13 protein-coding genes and 4 pseudogenes are annotated in these 15,948 nt (G+C 61.3%); 9 read left to right on the top strand and 8 right to left on the bottom strand.

Going from position 1 to position 15,948, the window contains the following annotated elements; all coding sequences use genetic code 11:
* Nucleotides 1-37 precede the first annotated feature (37 nt).
* Nucleotides 38-805, top strand: a complete 768-nt coding sequence (locus tag JFV26_RS30525) for a LuxR C-terminal-related transcriptional regulator (protein ID WP_201197320.1) — start codon at nucleotides 38-40, stop codon at nucleotides 803-805.
* A 90-nt stretch (nucleotides 806-895) separates the two neighbouring features.
* On the opposite strand, the gene JFV26_RS30530 is transcribed toward JFV26_RS30525, so the two are convergent.
* Entirely contained in the window at nucleotides 896-1,834 is a 939-nt protein-coding gene (locus JFV26_RS30530; RefSeq protein WP_201197321.1) for a class I SAM-dependent methyltransferase, read from the bottom strand.
* Between the two features lie 158 nt (nucleotides 1,835-1,992).
* Between JFV26_RS30530 and JFV26_RS30535 the strand changes: the two genes are divergently transcribed.
* The 6 genes and pseudogenes from JFV26_RS30535 (at nucleotide 1,993) to JFV26_RS30560 (ending at nucleotide 5,568) form a co-directional block, all read left to right on the top strand.
* Nucleotides 1,993-2,610, top strand: a complete 618-nt coding sequence (locus JFV26_RS30535; protein WP_201197322.1) for a cytochrome b/b6 domain-containing protein — start codon at nucleotides 1,993-1,995, stop codon at nucleotides 2,608-2,610.
* Nucleotides 2,607-3,386, top strand: a complete 780-nt coding sequence (locus JFV26_RS30540) for a molybdopterin-dependent oxidoreductase (RefSeq protein ID WP_201197323.1) — start codon at nucleotides 2,607-2,609, stop codon at nucleotides 3,384-3,386. The genes JFV26_RS30535 and JFV26_RS30540 overlap by 4 nt, the downstream gene beginning before the upstream one ends.
* Before the next feature lie 75 nt (nucleotides 3,387-3,461).
* Nucleotides 3,462-3,758: a pentapeptide MXKDX repeat protein gene (locus tag JFV26_RS30545; protein WP_201197324.1), complete on the top strand. Its 297-nt coding sequence runs from the start codon at nucleotides 3,462-3,464 to the stop codon at nucleotides 3,756-3,758.
* Nucleotides 3,759-3,965: 207 nt separating this feature from the next.
* Nucleotides 3,966-4,181 (top strand): annotated as a pseudogene (locus JFV26_RS30550) (GMC oxidoreductase); the annotation flags it as partial.
* A gap of 113 nt (nucleotides 4,182-4,294) precedes the next feature.
* Nucleotides 4,295-4,702, top strand: coding sequence for a response regulator (locus JFV26_RS30555; protein ID WP_201197325.1), 408 nt, complete (start codon nucleotides 4,295-4,297; stop codon nucleotides 4,700-4,702).
* Between the two features lie 197 nt (nucleotides 4,703-4,899).
* Nucleotides 4,900-5,568 carry an HAD-IA family hydrolase gene (locus JFV26_RS30560; RefSeq protein WP_201197326.1) on the top strand — a complete coding sequence of 223 codons (669 nt, stop codon included), beginning with the start codon at nucleotides 4,900-4,902 and terminating at the stop codon, nucleotides 5,566-5,568.
* A gap of 121 nt (nucleotides 5,569-5,689) precedes the next feature.
* On the opposite strand, the gene JFV26_RS30565 is transcribed toward JFV26_RS30560, so the two are convergent.
* Together JFV26_RS30565 and JFV26_RS30570 are read right to left on the bottom strand one after the other, a co-directional pair.
* Nucleotides 5,690-6,349, bottom strand: coding sequence for a methyltransferase family protein (locus JFV26_RS30565; protein WP_201197327.1), 660 nt, complete (start codon nucleotides 6,347-6,349; stop codon nucleotides 5,690-5,692).
* A gap of 299 nt (nucleotides 6,350-6,648) precedes the next feature.
* Nucleotides 6,649-7,586 (bottom strand): annotated as a pseudogene (locus JFV26_RS30570) (GlxA family transcriptional regulator).
* A gap of 124 nt (nucleotides 7,587-7,710) precedes the next feature.
* Between JFV26_RS30570 and JFV26_RS30575 the strand changes: the two are divergent.
* Together JFV26_RS30575 and JFV26_RS30580 are read left to right on the top strand one after the other, a co-directional pair.
* On the top strand, nucleotides 7,711-8,502 hold the full coding sequence (locus JFV26_RS30575) for an SDR family NAD(P)-dependent oxidoreductase (RefSeq protein WP_201197328.1): 792 nt from the start codon (nucleotides 7,711-7,713) through the stop codon (nucleotides 8,500-8,502).
* A 111-nt stretch (nucleotides 8,503-8,613) separates the two neighbouring features.
* Complete coding sequence (locus JFV26_RS30580; protein WP_201197329.1) at nucleotides 8,614-9,528, top strand: pyridoxal-phosphate dependent enzyme; 915 nt, start codon at nucleotides 8,614-8,616, stop codon at nucleotides 9,526-9,528.
* A 12-nt stretch (nucleotides 9,529-9,540) separates the two neighbouring features.
* On the opposite strand, the gene JFV26_RS30585 is transcribed toward JFV26_RS30580, so the two are convergent.
* The 5 genes and pseudogenes from JFV26_RS30585 to JFV26_RS30605 all read right to left on the bottom strand — a co-directional run bounded on the left by JFV26_RS30585 (nucleotide 9,541) and on the right by JFV26_RS30605 (nucleotide 15,785).
* Complete coding sequence (locus JFV26_RS30585) at nucleotides 9,541-10,311, bottom strand: hypothetical protein (RefSeq protein ID WP_201197330.1); 771 nt, start codon at nucleotides 10,309-10,311, stop codon at nucleotides 9,541-9,543.
* A 36-nt stretch (nucleotides 10,312-10,347) separates the two neighbouring features.
* A pseudogene (locus JFV26_RS30590) lies at nucleotides 10,348-10,700 on the bottom strand (DUF2493 domain-containing protein).
* A complete protein-coding gene (locus JFV26_RS30595; protein WP_201197331.1) occupies nucleotides 10,688-12,337 on the bottom strand; it encodes a Na/Pi cotransporter family protein in 1,650 nt (549 codons plus the stop codon). The pseudogene JFV26_RS30590 and the gene JFV26_RS30595 overlap by 13 nt, the downstream one beginning before the upstream one ends.
* A gap of 150 nt (nucleotides 12,338-12,487) precedes the next feature.
* Nucleotides 12,488-15,207: pseudogene (mgtA, locus tag JFV26_RS30600) on the bottom strand (magnesium-translocating P-type ATPase).
* 281 nt (nucleotides 15,208-15,488) lie between these two features.
* Nucleotides 15,489-15,785 (bottom strand): hypothetical protein, encoded by a 297-nt coding sequence (locus tag JFV26_RS30605; RefSeq protein WP_201197332.1) that lies wholly within the window; start codon nucleotides 15,783-15,785, stop codon nucleotides 15,489-15,491.
* Nucleotides 15,786-15,948 lie beyond the last annotated feature (163 nt).

A 15,948-nucleotide genomic window follows, 5' to 3' on the forward strand; every position in this document is an offset into this window, starting at 1 on the left:
CCCATTCCCATCATGGGTTACACAAAAGGGGTAGAGCGTGGAGGCGTTGCTGAAGGAGTTGCCGGTGCACCAAGGGCTGGCGCGGGTGTTTGGCGCGTTGGGCCACGACGGTTTCTGGCGGGCGCTGGTGGATACCTTGCGGTTGCTGGTGCCCCTGGATAACGCCTTGGTCGCGGTGATGCGGGCGGGGCGGGTGCCACGGTTGCTGATCGATTTCGACTCCCGCGCCAGCGCGCATGAGGAGGAAGAACTGGCTGACTACAGCGCCGGCATGTACCTGCTCGATCCCTTCTATCAGGCAGCTTGCGCCGGAATAACTGACGGTTTGCACAGCCTCGATTCCTTGGCCCCGGACCAGTTTCAACAGAGCGAGTACTACCTGAGCTACTTCCGCACGGTGGTGGGTGGTGACGAGTTGCAGTTCATGATCAATGTCGACGGCGCTGTACTCGGCTTATCGCTGGGACGCTCGACGCGTTTCACCCTGGAGGAACAGGGGCGTCTGCTGAGTGTTCGCGACTGGGTGCTGGCGGCGATGAGCCGACACCTGCAACTCGTGCCCCCGGAGGGGCCGACGGCGGTGGCCGGGGATCTGGCGACCTTGCTGGATCGCTTCGGCGCACGCTTGACCGCGCGGGAAGTCGAGACCGCTCGGCTGATTCTTCAGGGTTTCTCCAGCAAAGCCATCGCCCAGCAACTGAGCATCTCCGTGGAAACGGTGAAGGTGCATCGGCGCAACCTTTACCACAAGCTCAATGTCAGCGGTCATGGCGAGTTGTTTGCGCTGGTGTTGCAGCCGCTTTAAAAGATCGCAGGCTTCGCCAGCTCCCACAGGATCGAGTTTTCACACGGACAACGTAGGAGCTGCCGAAGGCTGCGATCTTTTGATCTTCAGCTAATCCTGCCGAAACACCAACGCCTTCAACCCGCACTCAACATCGGCATCGGGAAACTCCGGCGGGTTTTCCAGTCGTTGTTCGAAACGCAGGCTCGGCGCCTCGCGGGTGACGCCGTCGATCAGGAAGTCCGGGCCAAACGCCGGATCGTTCATGCAAGCCAGCACCGTGCCCTCGGGCGTGAGCAGTTCCGGCAACCGGCGCAATACTCGCTGATAGTCCTTGGTCAGCAGAAAGCTGCCTTTCTGGAAGGACGGCGGGTCGATGATCACCAGATCGTACGGCCCTTTGCCGATCACTTTGCCCCAGGACTTGAACAGGTCGTGGCCAAGGAAGGTCACCTTGCTCAAGTCGTGGCCGTTGAGCCGGTGATTGTCGCGGCCACGGCTCAGGGCCGAGCTGGACATATCCAGATTGACCACATGCGCCGCGCCACCCTCGATGGCCGCCACCGAAAACCCGCAGGTGTAGGCGAACAGGTTCAACACCCGCTTGCCGTCGGCATTGGCCCGGACCCAATCGCGGCCGTAGCGCATGTCGAGGAACAGCCCGGCATTCTGCTTGCGGCCCAGGTCCACCCGGTAATGCAGGCCGCCCTCGGTGATGGTCATTTCCTCGAGCGCATCGCCGAGCAGCCATTCGGTGGTGCTTTGCAGCAGGTAGCGGTGTTGCAGCAACAGCGTGTGCGCGCCGGACTGCTGCCACTCGGCTGACTGGGTGATACCCAGCAGCAACAGCTTCAAGTCTTCCAGTTGTTGCGGTTCCGGCTCTTTGAACAGCGACACCAGCACCACGCCTTGCAACCAATCGACGGTCAATTGCTCCAGACCCGGCCAGCAGCGGCCGCGCCCGTGGAACAGGCGGCGGGTTTCTGCCGGGGCGCTGGCCAGGGCGGTCAGCAAGTGAGTGTGCAGGGTGGTGAGGGCGTCTGGGTTCATCGGGCAGGGTCGGCAATTTAAGTGGGCGGCATTTTAACCACAATTGCGCCTCAGGCACGTCCGCAGAGTTATCACGATTAATTTAACTTTACGTGAGGATTTGGCGAACAGTCGGCTCCCATACTTGGCCCCATCGAACAACAAACAAGGAGCCGGACATGTCGCAGCCAACTGCTTCACCCAAGGCCAGCCATCCACGCTGGCTGCGCCTGACCCATTGGCTCAACGCCCTGGCGGTCGTGGTCATGATCGCCAGCGGCTGGCGCATCTATAACGCCTCGCCGCTCTACGATTTCAGCTTCCCGGCATCGCTCACCCTCGGCGGCTGGCTCGGTGGCGCCCTGCAATGGCACTTCGCGGCGATGTGGTTCCTTGCCGTCAACGGCCTCATCTACCTGATCGTCAACATGGCCAGTGGTCGTCTGTTCAAACGGTTTCTCCCGGTGTCGCCCAAAGGCGTGCTGCATGACCTCTGGGCCGCGCTGAGAGGGCGGCTGGGGCACGCCGACCCGAGTCATTACAACCAGGTCCAGCGCTTTGCCTACCTGTTCGTCATGCTCGACATCACCATGATGGTGGTCTCCGGGCTGGTGCTCTGGAAGTCGGTGCAGTTCCCGCTGTTGCGTGGGTTGCTGGGCGGTTACGAAGGGGCGCGGCAGGTGCACTTCATTGCGATGTCGCTGCTGGTGGCCTTCATCGTGGTGCACCTGGTGATGGTGCTGCTGGTGCCCAAAACGTTGTGGTACATGATCGTTGGCCGCAAGGAGTCCGTATGAAAAAGCGCATCCAGGGACTCGACGAGTCGTCCATCCTGAGCGACGCCCGGAAAATCCTGGCCCCGCAAATCGAAGATCGCTCACGGCGCTCGTTCCTGATGCGCAGCCTGACCCTCGGCGGTGTGGCGATGTTGTCGGGCTGCAACATCACCGACAACGACAGCGTCGAAACCGCGTTGTCATCCATGTCCCGCTTCAACGACCGGGTGCAGGGCTGGCTGTTCAACCCCAACGCCATGGCGCCGACCTATGCCGAGTCGATGATCACCCGGCCGTTTCCGTTCAATGCCTTCTACGGCATCGACGAGGCGCCGACGGTCGAGGAGGAAAGCTATCGGCTGGAAGTCACCGGCATGGTCGCCGACAAGCGCAGCTGGAAGCTTGAGGAACTGCGCGCCATGGCCCAGACCGATCAGATCACCCGGCACATCTGCGTCGAAGGCTGGAGTGCGATTGGCCGCTGGGGCGGCGTGCGCTTCAGCGACTTTCTCAAGCGTGTTGGCGCTGACACCGATGCCAAATACGTGGGCTTCAAATGCGCAGACGACTACTACACCAGCATCGACATGGCTACGGCGCTGCATGCGCAAACCCTGCTGGCGCTGACTTACGACGGCGCCGTGTTGCCACGCGAATACGGCTTCCCGATGAAGCTGCGGATGCCGACCAAGCTTGGCTACAAGAACCCCAAACATATCCAGGCGATTTTCGTCACGAACACCTATCCCGGTGGCTACTGGGAAGACCAGGGCTACAACTGGTTTGGTGGCAGTTGACGAACGCTGGAAAAACGACACCGCGCAGCACGCGCTGCGTTCATTCGCAACCTGAGCTCTAAAAGGAACTACACCATGAAGAAGTTAGCCACCGCCGCACTGTCGCTGTTCTTGGCCATGGGCGTCGCCAGCGTGTACGCCGCCGACACCATGAGCAACGACAGCATGAGCAAGGACTCGATGTCCAAAGATGCCATGTCCAAAGACAGCATGAAGAAAGACACGATGAAAAAGGACTCCATGGCCAAGGACACGATGAAGAAAGACAGCATGTCCAAAGATGCAATGAAGAAAGACGCGATGTCCAAGGACAGCATGAGCAAAGACGCGATGTCCAAAGATGCGATGAAAAAAGACGCCATGTCGCAGTAATCCAACACACCGCAATCCCCCTGTGGGAGCGAGCCTGCTCGCGAAGGCATCAGTTCAGTCGACCTCAACGTTGCCTGACACGACGCTATCGCGAGCAGGCTCGCTCCCACAGGTTTTTTCTACAGGATGCAAAGGGTATTACCAGAACTCATACCCCCATGATTTTTAATGGTTACAGCCCCGCCAGCCCCCAGTGTTAAAAAATCGCAAACCAGCGGTTCGATCTATCACCTGTGCGGTTCGTGTGCGATGGGTGCGGATGAACAGAAATCGGTGGTCGACAAGCGGCTTAAAGTGCATGGGATCGACGGTTTACGCATCGTTGATGCATCGATTTTTCCCAACGTGACGAGCGGTAATACCCACGCCGCAGTGCTGATGGTGGCGCAGAAGGGCGCCGATCTGATCCTGCAGGACGCCTGATTTCTTCACCTGACTGTATCAAAAATGAATTTCCGCCAACCCCGTTGCTCATACCTGATAGGTGGCGGATTTAAACTGCGAAATTATGGGTGCAATCAGGGAGTGGTCAGGTCATGAGTCCAATATCAAAGACGGGCGAGTCGCTTTCCGACGGCTTGATTCTGGTGGTGGAGGATGACCCGCTGATTCTGGAGTTTCTGTGCGAAATTCTTCAGGAAGAAGGCTTCGTCGTGCAGCCGCACACCAGCGCGGATGCGGCAGCGCAGTTCCTGGAACAGCACGCGGGCGAGGTCAAATTGTTGCTGACGGACATCACCATGCCCGGCAAGCGCAACGGTGCGGACCTGGCCAATGAGTTCGGTGATCGCTGGCCGGACAAGCCGATCATGATCATGTCTGGCTTCGAAACGCCGCAAAGCGCCGGGGTGCGGCATGAGGTTTCGTTCATCAAGAAGCCTTGGGCGCTGGGGCAGTTGCTCGATTGCGTGGAAGGGGCTCTGAAATCCCATCGGTCCCTGTAGGAGCTGCCGAAGGCTCGGGCCGCGTTCGGACGATCTTTTGCTCTTGCTATTCGTCGGTCATGCCATCGCTAAAAGATCAAGATCAAGATCAAAAGATCGTCCGAACGCGGCCCGAGCCTTCGGCAGCTCCTACGTCGATCGTGACCGACCAGTGGTGTTACATTGCCCGCCCGGCCCTTGCGATAGGAAGCTGTCTTTTGCCTGCTAAAACATCCGTTTTCGATACGCCATACCGCGCCTTTCTGTTCGACATGGACGGCACCGTTCTCAACTCCATCGCCGCCGCCGAGCGGATCTGGACAACCTGGGCCGTGCGCCATGGTCTTGATGTCCAGACCTTCCTGCCGACCATCCACGGCGCTCGCGCTATCGATACCGTTAATCGTCAGGCTCTGCCGGGGCTGGATGCCGAGGCTGAAGCCGCCTGGATTACCGAGGCGGAAATCGAGGATGTGGAAGGGATTGTCGAGGTCGCGGGGGCGGCGGGTTTTCTGAAGTCGCTGCCGGCTGACCGCTGGGCGATTGTCACCTCGGCGCCGAGGGCGTTGGCGTTGCGGCGGATGGCGGCGGCGGGGATTCCCGAGCCGGGTGTGATGGTCACGGCCGAAGATGTGAAGGCGGGTAAACCTGATCCTGCCGGCTATCGACTGGCGGCTCAGCGGTTGGGTTTTGAGGTGACTGAGTGCCTGATCTTTGAAGATGCCACGGTGGGGATACAAGCGGCCGAAGCGGCGGGTTCTGATCTGGTCGTTATCACGTCGACTCATGATCACCCGATTCAGACCTCACACGCGACACTGGCTGACTACACATCGGCCGAAGTCCGTACTAACGCGGATGGCCGGATCCAACTGCACTCTATCTAATCGAACATAACCCCCCGTAGGAGCAAAGCTTGCTCGCGAAGGCGTAGCGTCAGTCAGCATTGATAGTGGCTGACCCACCGCCTTCGCGAGCAAGCTTTGCTCCTACAGGAACCGGTGTCAGTCAGTAGACCCCGGGGATCAGCCGCCAACTCCTGCCGCAATAAACCTCATATTCCCAACCAAACTGCGCCCGCAGCAGCGCCTCTTCGGCGTTGATCCTTGCGATCAGCGGGATCAGGGTCAGCGCTGCCAGCACCAGGCCAACCCCCGAACGAAACGCCAGCGCCCAGCCAATGGCAATGACCATTAGCCCGAGGTAACTGGGGTTGCGCAAATTTCGGTAGATGCCGTCGGTCACCAGGGTGTGTCCCGGCTGAATCGCGACCAATCCGCTGAAACGCTTGCCCAGCACAAACACCGGCCACAGCCGCAGCGCACCGCCGAGGATGAACAGCAGTGCACCGAGCCAGCGCACACCCTCGCCACCAAAGGTCCAGAAGTCGATGCGATCGGTGTAGGCCGGCAGAAACCCGCTCAACACGCCAATGACCCCGAACGCCCAGATAACCCAGCGATTGGCCCGATCCTCCCGCTCGCCAGAACTCAAATTGACCTCGGTAAACAGCGACGCGACGGCCATCACCAGCGTCGCCAACGCCACCACCACCAGCGCCCCATGGGAAAAGTACGCCGCAAACCCGCCCAACCCCCACACCGCGAGGCCAATGTAGGCGAGGGTAGAAACAACGGCGAAAAACGCCAGTGTGGGCGAGATTTTCATGGCGACCTCCAGAAGGTATACACACTTCAGTGTAGGAGCTGCCGCAGGCTCGGGCCGCGTTCGGACGATTCTTTGATCTTGCTTCCGCGAAGGCCTTGAAATCCCCCACCCCCTGTAGGAGCTGCCGCAGGCTGCGATCTTTTGATCTTGCTTTGAAGTCACCGAAGACCCATGTAGGAGCTGCCAAGGCTCGGGCCGCGCTCGGACGATCTTTTGATCTTGATCTTCGGCGTCCTCAAGGCTGCCAGAGAAGCAAGATCAAAGAATCGTCCGAACGCGGCCCGAGCCTGCGGCAGCTCCTACGCCGACCGGGCGTTACGCCGGATAACCTGCGGCGGCTGTCCAAACGCCCGCAGGAATGCTTCGCGCATCCGCCGCCGATCGCTGAACCCGGTCTCTTCAGCAATCTGATCCAGCGTCAGCCGCCCCCGTTCCAGCATCTGCCGCGCCGCTTCCAGGCGCAGATTCTCGATGGCCTTGGCCGGCGACTGCCCGGTTTCCGCACGAAACGCCCGACTGAACTGCCGTGGGCTAAGCCGCGCCACGTCCGCCAATTGCTCCACCGACAGCGCCGAGGCCAGGTGTTCCCGGGCGTAGCCAAGCACGGTCTGGATGCGGTCGGATTTCGGCTCCAGTTCCAGCAACGCCGAATGCTGCGACTGACCGCCCGCGCGGCGGTGGTATATCACCAGTTTCTGCGCCACGGCCCGGCCAGTTCGGCGCCGTGGTCCTTTTCGACCATCGCCAGCGCCAAGTCGATGCCGGCCGTCATGCCCGCCGAGGTCCAGATCGACCCGTCGACCACGAATATCCGGTCTTCCTCGACCTTGATCGACGGGAACCGTGCCTGCAGTTCCCGGGCATACGCCCAATGGGTGGTGGCGCGTCGACCGTCAAGCAATCCGGCCTGGGCCAATACAAACGCCCCGGAACAGATCGAAGCGGTGCGCCGTGCGGTGTTCACGCTGCCGCGCAAGTACGTCAGTAGCGCTGCGGGCGCCTGCTCGACGATGGAATCGCCGCCGACCACGATCACTGTGTCGAACACCCGCGCATCGAACGCTTCGGTGCCGACGCTCAATCCGCCAGAGGCGCGCAATGTGCGGCCATCCTCTGACAACACGCGGACTTCATACAGCACTTCGCCGGCACTGACGTTGGCGTACTCGAACACCGGCATCGCTGCCAGCGCCATCGACTGAAACCCCTCGAACACCACAAACGCCACGGAAGTCATCGCTACGCCCTCAACAGGTTATGTCCTGAAAACGTACTTTAAAGGTCATTTGAGACGAGCGTCAGCCCATTTATAACTATTCACACCCGGCGAACCTCTCGCCTCACTGTGAAGGACATCTGAAATGGCACTCTCCTCCCAAGGCACCGCCCTGATCACTGGCGCTTCTTCGGGCATCGGCGCGGTCTACGCCGACCGTCTCGCCCGGCAAGGCTACGACCTGATTCTGGTCGCCCGCAGCCAAAGCAAATTGAACACCCTGGCCAACCACCTGAGCAATGAAACCGGCCGCGCGGTGGAAGTGGTCGCCGCCGACCTGAAAGACAAGTCCGACCTGTTGCGGGTCGAAACCCTCCTGCGCAGCGACGCCAGCATCACCGTGCTGGTCAACAACGCCGGGGTTGGCGGGGTCATGCCGCTGCTTGGCAGCCCGGTGGACGACATGGAAGACATGATCACCCTCAACGTCACTGCGCTGATGCGCCTGGCCTACGCGGCGGTGCCGGGTTTTGTCGCCCGAGGCGCCGGGACCGTGATCAACATCGCCTCAATCGTCGCCATCGGCCCGGAAATCCTCAACGGCGTATACGGCGGGACCAAGGCCTTTGTGCTCGGCCTGAGCCAATCCATGCACCACGAACTGGCCGACAAGGGCATCCGCATCCAGGTCGTGCTGCCCGGCGCCACTGCCACCGATTTCTGGAGCGAGGCCGGCAACCCGGTGGAAAACCTGCCGCAGGAAATCGTGATGTCGGCCCGGGACATGGTCGATGCCGCCCTGGCAGGGCTGGCGAAGGGTGAGGTGGTGACCATTCCGAGCCTGCACGAAGGCGAAAAATGGGACGCTTACGAGGCCCAGCGGCAAACGCTGTCCGGGTTGTTCGGCCACTCGACGGCGGCACCGCGTTATCGTTGAAACGACAGGTGCGGGGCAGGGTGAACTAAGCTTGGATAAGCAACGTTCATCCGTTCGCCCCGGCTTGTTGAGGTATTTCGACGGAACCGGGGTGCCACAAGGAACCCCGCAATGCTGCACATCCGAACCCCGTTGATTCTGCATCCGGGCCTGTCCACGCCAACCCGGCGAATCTGGCTCAAACTGGAAAACCTGCAACCCAGCGGCTCGTTCAAACTGCGCGGCATGGGGCTTTTGTGCAGCCAGGCCGCCGCCCAGGGCAAGCGTAAAGTCGTCTGCCCATCCGGCGGCAACGCCGGTTTTGCGACGGCCGTGGCCGCCGCGCGCCTGGGCCTGAAAGCCTGCATCGTCGTCCCCAACACCACCCCCGAAAGCACCCGCCTGCGGATCAGCAAAACCGGTGCCGAGGTGATTGTCCACGGCAAAGTCTGGGACGACGCCAATCAACGGGCCAAGGAACTCGCCCGGGGCGCGCGCACCGAATACGTGCCGGCCTTCGATCACCCGGTGCTGTGGGAAGGCCACAGCACGATGATCGATGAAATCCTCGACGATTGCCCCGAGGTCGATGTTGTAGTGACGTCGGTGGGCGGGGGTGGTTTGCTGGCCGGGATTCTCACCGGATTGATCCGCCACAAACGCATGGATTGCCGGATCGTTGCCTGCGAAACCGAGGGCGCGGCGTCGTTTGCTGCGGCGGTCGAGGCCGGCCATCCGGTCCGGCTGGCGCGGATCAGCACGGTTGCCACGTCCCTGGGTGCGAGCCAGGTCGCGGCCTGGCCGGTGGAGCACATCCGCGACTTCCCCCACGAATGCGTGGTGCTCGGCGATGACGCAGCGATCATGGGCGTGGTCCGCTATGCCAGTGACCTGCGCCAGTTGGTCGAACCGGCCTGCGGGGTGTCGCTGGCGGTGGCGTACCTCGATCACCCGGCGATATCCGAGGCTCATGACGTGGTGATCATTGTCTGCGGCGGGGTCAGTATTACGGCGCAATTGGTGGCGGGATGGGCGCGGCACCATTGAACCCCAGTACCTTCAAAACCGCAGCGTCGCCCCCGTGGTCGGCCACTGGTCTCGGTCGCCGACCAGGCTGCGCCCCAGCACCAGATCAACATCGATCCGCTGGCCAACGTGCAACCGTGGCCCGGCCTGCCACGCCTGTTCGCCGCCTCGTTGGCCGTAGCGTTCGGCGATCAGGGTCAGGGAGTGGGCGAGGTCGTATTCCACGCCCGTGCCCCAGGTCCAGCGATGGTTTTGTTCGCCGTCGTCATAGGCGTGCGCCCAACCGGCGTTGAAGTTCAGGCGTAGGCTTTCCAGCGGTTGGTAGGTCAGCGGCAGGTTCAGGTCGCCGCCGTCAAAGGCATGTGCGCGATTGACGGCAACGTGCGCCGAGCCGGCCAGCGCCAGTTCAAGTCCGAGATCGTCCCAGGAGAACAGTCGGGCCTTGAATTGGGGGCTCAGCTGCGTTTCCCCGGTGCCATCCTCGCGGCTGTACTGCGCGGCGGCACCGAGTTGCACAGTGGGCAGGCCTTTGAACGTGCAGTCCTGAGACACCACGCTGTTACTGGATGAGTTGTGCCGGCCATTCTGATACCAGGCGTCGATGTTGCATTCGCCGGGGGCGTTGATGGCCGCGTCATCCACGGTATACGAGCCGCCAGCGGCGTGAGCGTTGGAGATTGTGCTTAACAGCGCAATCACACCCAGTGTGAAGCTGACGAACAGCAGATTGCGTCGTAGCCTCCGGCCCTGGGCGGGCGGCAGGCTGCGGGTTAAAGCGGTGAACAAACGCGTTGGCTTTTGCATGGGAGTGACCTCAAACGTTGTGTTGGCAGGCGCGACTTAGCCGCGATCCTCTACCGTTAAGGTTTGCAAACCGGCCGCCCGGCTTGGGCGACCAGTTCTTCGGTGTCTTCGCCGCCGGGCAGGGCGATCACCACGTCGGGGCGGCTGTCGCGCAACATGAAATGGTTGCGCAAGCGTTCGGCCAATTTGCCGTGGCGTTGCCAGTTGGGCGGGTAGCGCACGATGTCGGCGCCGTGTTCCCGGGCCCATTCCTCGATGTCGGCGCCCAGGTATTGGTTGCCGCCATGGATCAGCACCTGCACCGAGTGCAAGCGCCGGAAGGCGTCGAGCACACGCCGGCACTGGCGGCTGTCGGTGTAATGGCGGCCCGCACACATCAGGACGCGCATGGCGAGGCTTCCTTGCTGGCGTCATCGTTCAGCGGCTCACCGGCCCGCTCCAGCAACGGGTAGGCGAGGGCGGCGATGTGGTGATGCACCCGGCGGTAATCGCGCAGCACTCGCTGGAAAATGTCGCCGGACTCGGCCCAGGTGCTTTTGTCCTCCTGCAATTTACGAAAGTGCTCGCGGCTGGCGCCGGCTTCGAGCCTTCTGACGCTCTCCTTGCGCTGGATCAGTTGGTGCGCGGTGGCAATGTCTTCGCGCAGGAACACGGTGATCGCCAGGCTCAGGCTTTCCAGCAGCGCCTCGTGCAACGGCGCAATGTTCCTCAGTTCGAACACCGAGAAGTGCTCACCGCGCCGCAAGCGGCGCATGGCCAACTGCGTGAGGCTGCTGGAAAGAATGTCCGCCGCATGTTCGAGGTTGATCACGAACGTGAGGATTTCCTGGGAGCGATCGGCGTCGCTGTCGCTGATCCCTTCCTGGCCGATGTCTGCCAGGTACGCACGTATCGCCGCACTGAGCAGGTCCAGGGATTGATCGATATTGCGCACCTGATCGGCACACCCCGGCGCCGAGCTATGGAACAACTGCAGCGTGCGTTCGAGCATGGCCGAGAGCATGTCGGCCATGCGCAGGGCTTCGCGGGCGGCGTTGGACAGACCGATGTTGGCCACTTCCAGTCCAGCCTCGTCGAGGTAGTGCGGCATGCCCGGATCGACATCCCGTGCCGGCTCCGGTAGCAGCCGGGTCAGCAGTTTGGCCAGCGGTTCGGTGAAACCGATGAACACCAGCGCCAGCAGCAGGTTGAAGCCGGTGTGGAGGTAAACCACCCATGCGCCGGGATTGAGATTCAGCGACGCCAGCCATCCAGCCAACGGCAATACCACCGCCGCACCCAGCGAACGCACCAGCAGATTTCCGAGCGGCAGGCGTCGGCCAACGTTGGAGCCGGCGTTGATGACCGACGGCAACGCCCCGCCAATATTCACCCCGAGCACCAGCGCGACGATGGTGGTCGCCGAGAGCATCCCGGTCGCCGCCAGCGACACAATCAGCAGCACCACGGCCACGCTGGAATGGCAGAGCCAGGTGAGGATCAGCGCCACCAGCAGCGCGATCAGCAGGTCGCCATCCAGGCTTTGCATGATCAGTTGGAACACTGGCGTGCTTTCAACATCCGCCAGCGTCGAACCGAGCATGTGCAGGGCCATCAGCATCAGCCCCAGGCCGATCAGCGCACAGCCGACGCTCTCGAAACGCGAGTCATCGCGCAACCGGAAGACGATCAGGCCTGTCAGCAGAACGATGGGCGTCAGGATCGAAATGTCAGCGCTGAGCAGTTGCACCACCAGGGTCGAACCGATGTTGGCGCCGAGCATCACTGCCAGCGCCGGGGCCAGGCCCAGGGTGCCGGCAGCGGTGAACGAGGTGGCCATCAGGCTGACGGCGGTGCTGCTTTGCAATACGCCGGTGATGCCGATGCCCGCGAGCAAGGCCAGCCAGCGGTTATTCAGGTGCTGGCCCATCCAGTGGCGCAGTGGCGTGCCGAAGCCGCGCAACAGCGCCGAAGAAATCATGTGCGTGCCCCACAGCAACAGTGCAATGGCGCCCGCGAGGTTGATCAGTAGAGTCGTTCCCGACATGAGAACTCTCCTTTATTTCGTGTTGCATTGATTAACGGCCGGAAGGCCGGAGGGGCTGTGAACACAAAACCTGTAGGAGCTGCCGAAGGCTCGGGCCGCGTTCGGCAGCTCCTACAGGGGGCGGGTTGGCAGGCCCGCCGGTTCAGTGTTTTAGAACCACTGCTTGAAGCGGCGGATGTAGATCGTCTTCATGGTCTGCGCAACCACGCAGTAGCTGAGCAAAGTACCCACCAGCCAAGGGAAGTATTCCCATGGCAGCGGCACCAGGCCGACCATCGTCCCCAGCGGCGAGAACGGGATGTAGATGCCCAGGCCGATCACCACGCCGGTCGCCAGGATCACCGGCAACGCCGCGGTGCTCTGGAAGAACGGAATCTTCTGGGTACGCAGCATGTGCACCACCAACGTCTGCGACAGCAACCCTTCGATGAACCAGCCGGACTGGAACAGGCTCTGCATTTCCACGCTGTTGGCGGCGAACACGTACCACATCAGGGCAAACGTGGTGATGTCGAAGATCGACGAGGTCGGCCCGATCCACAACATGAAGCGGCCGATGTTCTTCGCGTCCCACTTGCGGGGTTTACGCAGGTATTCCTTGTCCATCTTGTCCCACGGCAAGGCCAGCTGAGAGATGTCGTACATGAGGTTTTGCAGCAGCAGGTGGATCGCCAGCATCGGCATAAACGGAATGAACGCACTGGCCACCAGCACCGAGAACACGTTGCCGAAGTTGGAGCTGGCGGTCATGTTCAGGTACTTCATGATATTGCCGAAGGTTTCGCGGCCCTTGAGCACGCCTTCTTCGAGCACCATCAGGCTCTTTTCCAGGAGGATGATGTCCGCCGATTCCTTGGCGATGTCAGTGCCGCTGTCCACCGAGATCCCGACGTCGGCATCGCGCAGCGCCGGGGCGTCGTTGATGCCGTCGCCAAGGAACCCCACGGTGTGACCGTTCGATTGCAGGGCCTTGAGCACCGGGATTTTTGCAGCGGCGTCAGCTTGGCAAACACCGTGCGTTCTTCGACCCGCAGCTTGAGGGTGGTGTCGTCCATGTGCTCGATGTCCTGGCCGAGCAGCGGCGTGCCCGGATCGAGTCCGACTTCGCGGCAGATCTTGCAGGTGACCACGGCGTTGTCGCCGGTCAGCACCTTGACGGTCACACCCATCTCGCGCAGTGCGGCAATGGCCGGGCCGGCGGTTTCCTTCGGTGGATCGAGGAAGGTCAGGAAGCCGCGAATCACCAGATCACGTTCATCGGTGGTGCTGTACTGGTTTTTGCTCCGGGCTTGCGGGATCTCGCGGGTGGCGACTACCAGTACGCGGAAGCCATCCTCGTTGTACTCGTTGGCCAGGGCCAGCAAGTCTTTACGGCGCTGTGCATCCAGCGCGATGACCTGGCCGTTTTCATTGATGTGGCTGGCGATGGACAGCATTTCCTCGACCGCGCCTTTGCACACCATCAGGTGATCGTCGCGGCTGTCCTTGACGATGATCGACAGGCGTCGACGGACGAAATCGAATGGCAATTCATCGACCTTGCTGTAGGCGAATGGCACCCGGAACTTCGGATTTCGGTCGGCAAATTGCACCACCGCCTGGTCCATCAGGTTTTTCAGACCGCTTTGGTGATGGCTGTTAAGCCACGCCAGTTCAAGGATCGAATCGTCGCGCCGGCCGTGGCTGTCGACATGATGCTCGAGAATGATCTTGTCCTGGGTCAGGGTGCCGGTCTTGTCGGTGCACAGCACGTCCATCGAACCGAAGTTCTGGATCGCGTTGAGGCGCTTGACCACCACTTTGCGCTTGGCCATGGCCATCGCGCCTTTGGCCAGGTTGGCGCTGACGATCATCGGCAGCATTTCCGGGGTCAGGCCGACTGCGACGGCCAGAGCGAACAGGAACGCATCGCCCCAATCGCCTTTGGAGAAGCCGTTGAGCAGGAACACGATCGGCACCATCACCAGCATGAAGCGAATCAGCAACCAACTGACGCTGTTCACCCCACGGTCGAATGCGGTTTGCACCCGCGAGCCGACGATGGCTTTGGCCAGGGAGCCGAAGTAGGTCCGCGAACCCGTGGCGACCACCACCGCCTTGGCCGTGCCGCTGACCACGTTGGTGCCCATGAAGCAGATGTTCGGCAGGTCCAGCAGGTTCGACTGATCGGCCGCGGTGCTGGTGGCGGATTTCTGCGCCACGTTGCCCAGAGTGTCGTATTTCTCGACTGGCAAGGCTTCGCCGGTCAGTACCGCCTGGCTGATGAACAGGTCACGGGATTCGATCAGGCGGATGTCGGCCGGGATCATGTCGCCCGCGCTCAACTGCACGATGTCACCGGTCACCAGTTCACGCATCGGCACTTCACGCAGCACCGATTTGCCATCCTTGTGCTCACGGCGCAGCACGGTGGCGGTGGTGCGCACCATGGCTTTCAGGGCTTCGGCGGACTTGGTCGAGCGGTATTCCTGCCAGAAGCGCAGCAGGCTGCTGAGGCTGACCATGGTCATGATAATGATGACTTTGGTCAGGTCTGCTTCATCCGCTTCGCCGTTGCTGATCGGCAGCCAATAGTCAGTGAAAAAACTGATACCGGCCAACGTCAGCAGCACGTAGATGAACGGGTTATTGAGGGCTTTGAGCAGTTGGAGGAGGGCGTGAGGCGGCTTGTCGTGGGCCACTTCGTTGTAGCCGCCACGGGCCAGGCGGCCCTGGGCTTCGAGTTCGGTCAAGCCGTCAGGGGTGGCGTTGAGGTTGGTCAGCGTCACGGCGAGGCCGTTTTGCGCTTCCCGGGCGGCGCGCATCGACAGCTTGGCGTTGTCGCTGCTGGCGCCCTGGGTGGTTTTCTTTGCGGTTTTTACAAGGGTCATTGCTGTGCTCCTGCCGCAGGCTTGCGGCACGACACACAGGCACCTCAGCTAATTAAAGACGAGCGCACGTATGTCGAGCCGCAAATAAGCGATCGATTCTGATAGTTGCGTTTTTATGTTTAACGTTCGCTGGCCGTCTATTGAAAAGTGACGGGCAGCGAACCGCCTACTGGCTTCGTCCATAATGAGTTCCAATAATTTTGTTTTTAACAGGCAATAATAAGTTGCCGAATTCCTATATAAGGAAAACGTTCGGGAAGGACTTTTAAAGTACCTTCAACTCAATTGAAAGTGCGCACCCCAAGGTACAGGCCGAGCATCAGGCTCGCCTGCTGGAACAGGCGAGCGATGCCCCGACTCTGTGGGTCCTGACTATCGTCCATGCTCCAGCGTTGCTGAAGCTGCCCGGTCATCGGGCAGACGCGCCAGTTGGCACGCGGGTGTGCCTTGGCCGGGGAGCAATGGCTGGAAAACGGCGCGCGGGCCTGGGCCGTGACCAGGCGCTCACGGCAGAGCTTGACCCGCATGGTCGAGGCAAAGGCGCGGACGCCGGGCATTACAGTGGATTTGAAGTTCATAACATACCTCTGGACCGGACTGACGCCGGCGAGGCAAGTTACGGTGGAGCATCAAGCTCTAGCGCAGCTCACCCGACGATAAGTCGAGTCCCGTCATGTTCTGGGTTGTGTGCCAGATCCTGCGAATTCGCAGTCACCCGACAGCGACTAGATACTGTGTCCA

The sequence above is a fragment of the Pseudomonas sp. TH31 genome, from assembly GCF_016650815.1.
Classification (GTDB): domain Bacteria; phylum Pseudomonadota; class Gammaproteobacteria; order Pseudomonadales; family Pseudomonadaceae; genus Aquipseudomonas.

Coding starts and splice junctions, on each gene's coding strand:
- JFV26_RS30530 (WP_201197321.1), bottom strand. CDS start 1,834: ATGAACCCAGACGCCCTCACCACCCTGCACACTCACTTGCTGACCGCC.
- JFV26_RS30535 (WP_201197322.1), top strand. CDS start 1,993: ATGTCGCAGCCAACTGCTTCACCCAAGGCCAGCCATCCACGCTGGCTG.
- JFV26_RS30540 (WP_201197323.1), top strand. CDS start 2,607: ATGAAAAAGCGCATCCAGGGACTCGACGAGTCGTCCATCCTGAGCGAC.
- JFV26_RS30545 (WP_201197324.1), top strand. CDS start 3,462: ATGAAGAAGTTAGCCACCGCCGCACTGTCGCTGTTCTTGGCCATGGGC.
- JFV26_RS30555 (WP_201197325.1), top strand. CDS start 4,295: ATGAGTCCAATATCAAAGACGGGCGAGTCGCTTTCCGACGGCTTGATT.
- JFV26_RS30565 (WP_201197327.1), bottom strand. CDS start 6,349: ATGAAAATCTCGCCCACACTGGCGTTTTTCGCCGTTGTTTCTACCCTC.
- JFV26_RS30575 (WP_201197328.1), top strand. CDS start 7,711: ATGGCACTCTCCTCCCAAGGCACCGCCCTGATCACTGGCGCTTCTTCG.
- JFV26_RS30580 (WP_201197329.1), top strand. CDS start 8,614: ATGCTGCACATCCGAACCCCGTTGATTCTGCATCCGGGCCTGTCCACG.
- JFV26_RS30585 (WP_201197330.1), bottom strand. CDS start 10,311: ATGCAAAAGCCAACGCGTTTGTTCACCGCTTTAACCCGCAGCCTGCCG.
- JFV26_RS30595 (WP_201197331.1), bottom strand. CDS start 12,337: ATGTCGGGAACGACTCTACTGATCAACCTCGCGGGCGCCATTGCACTG.
- JFV26_RS30605 (WP_201197332.1), bottom strand. CDS start 15,785: ATGAACTTCAAATCCACTGTAATGCCCGGCGTCCGCGCCTTTGCCTCG.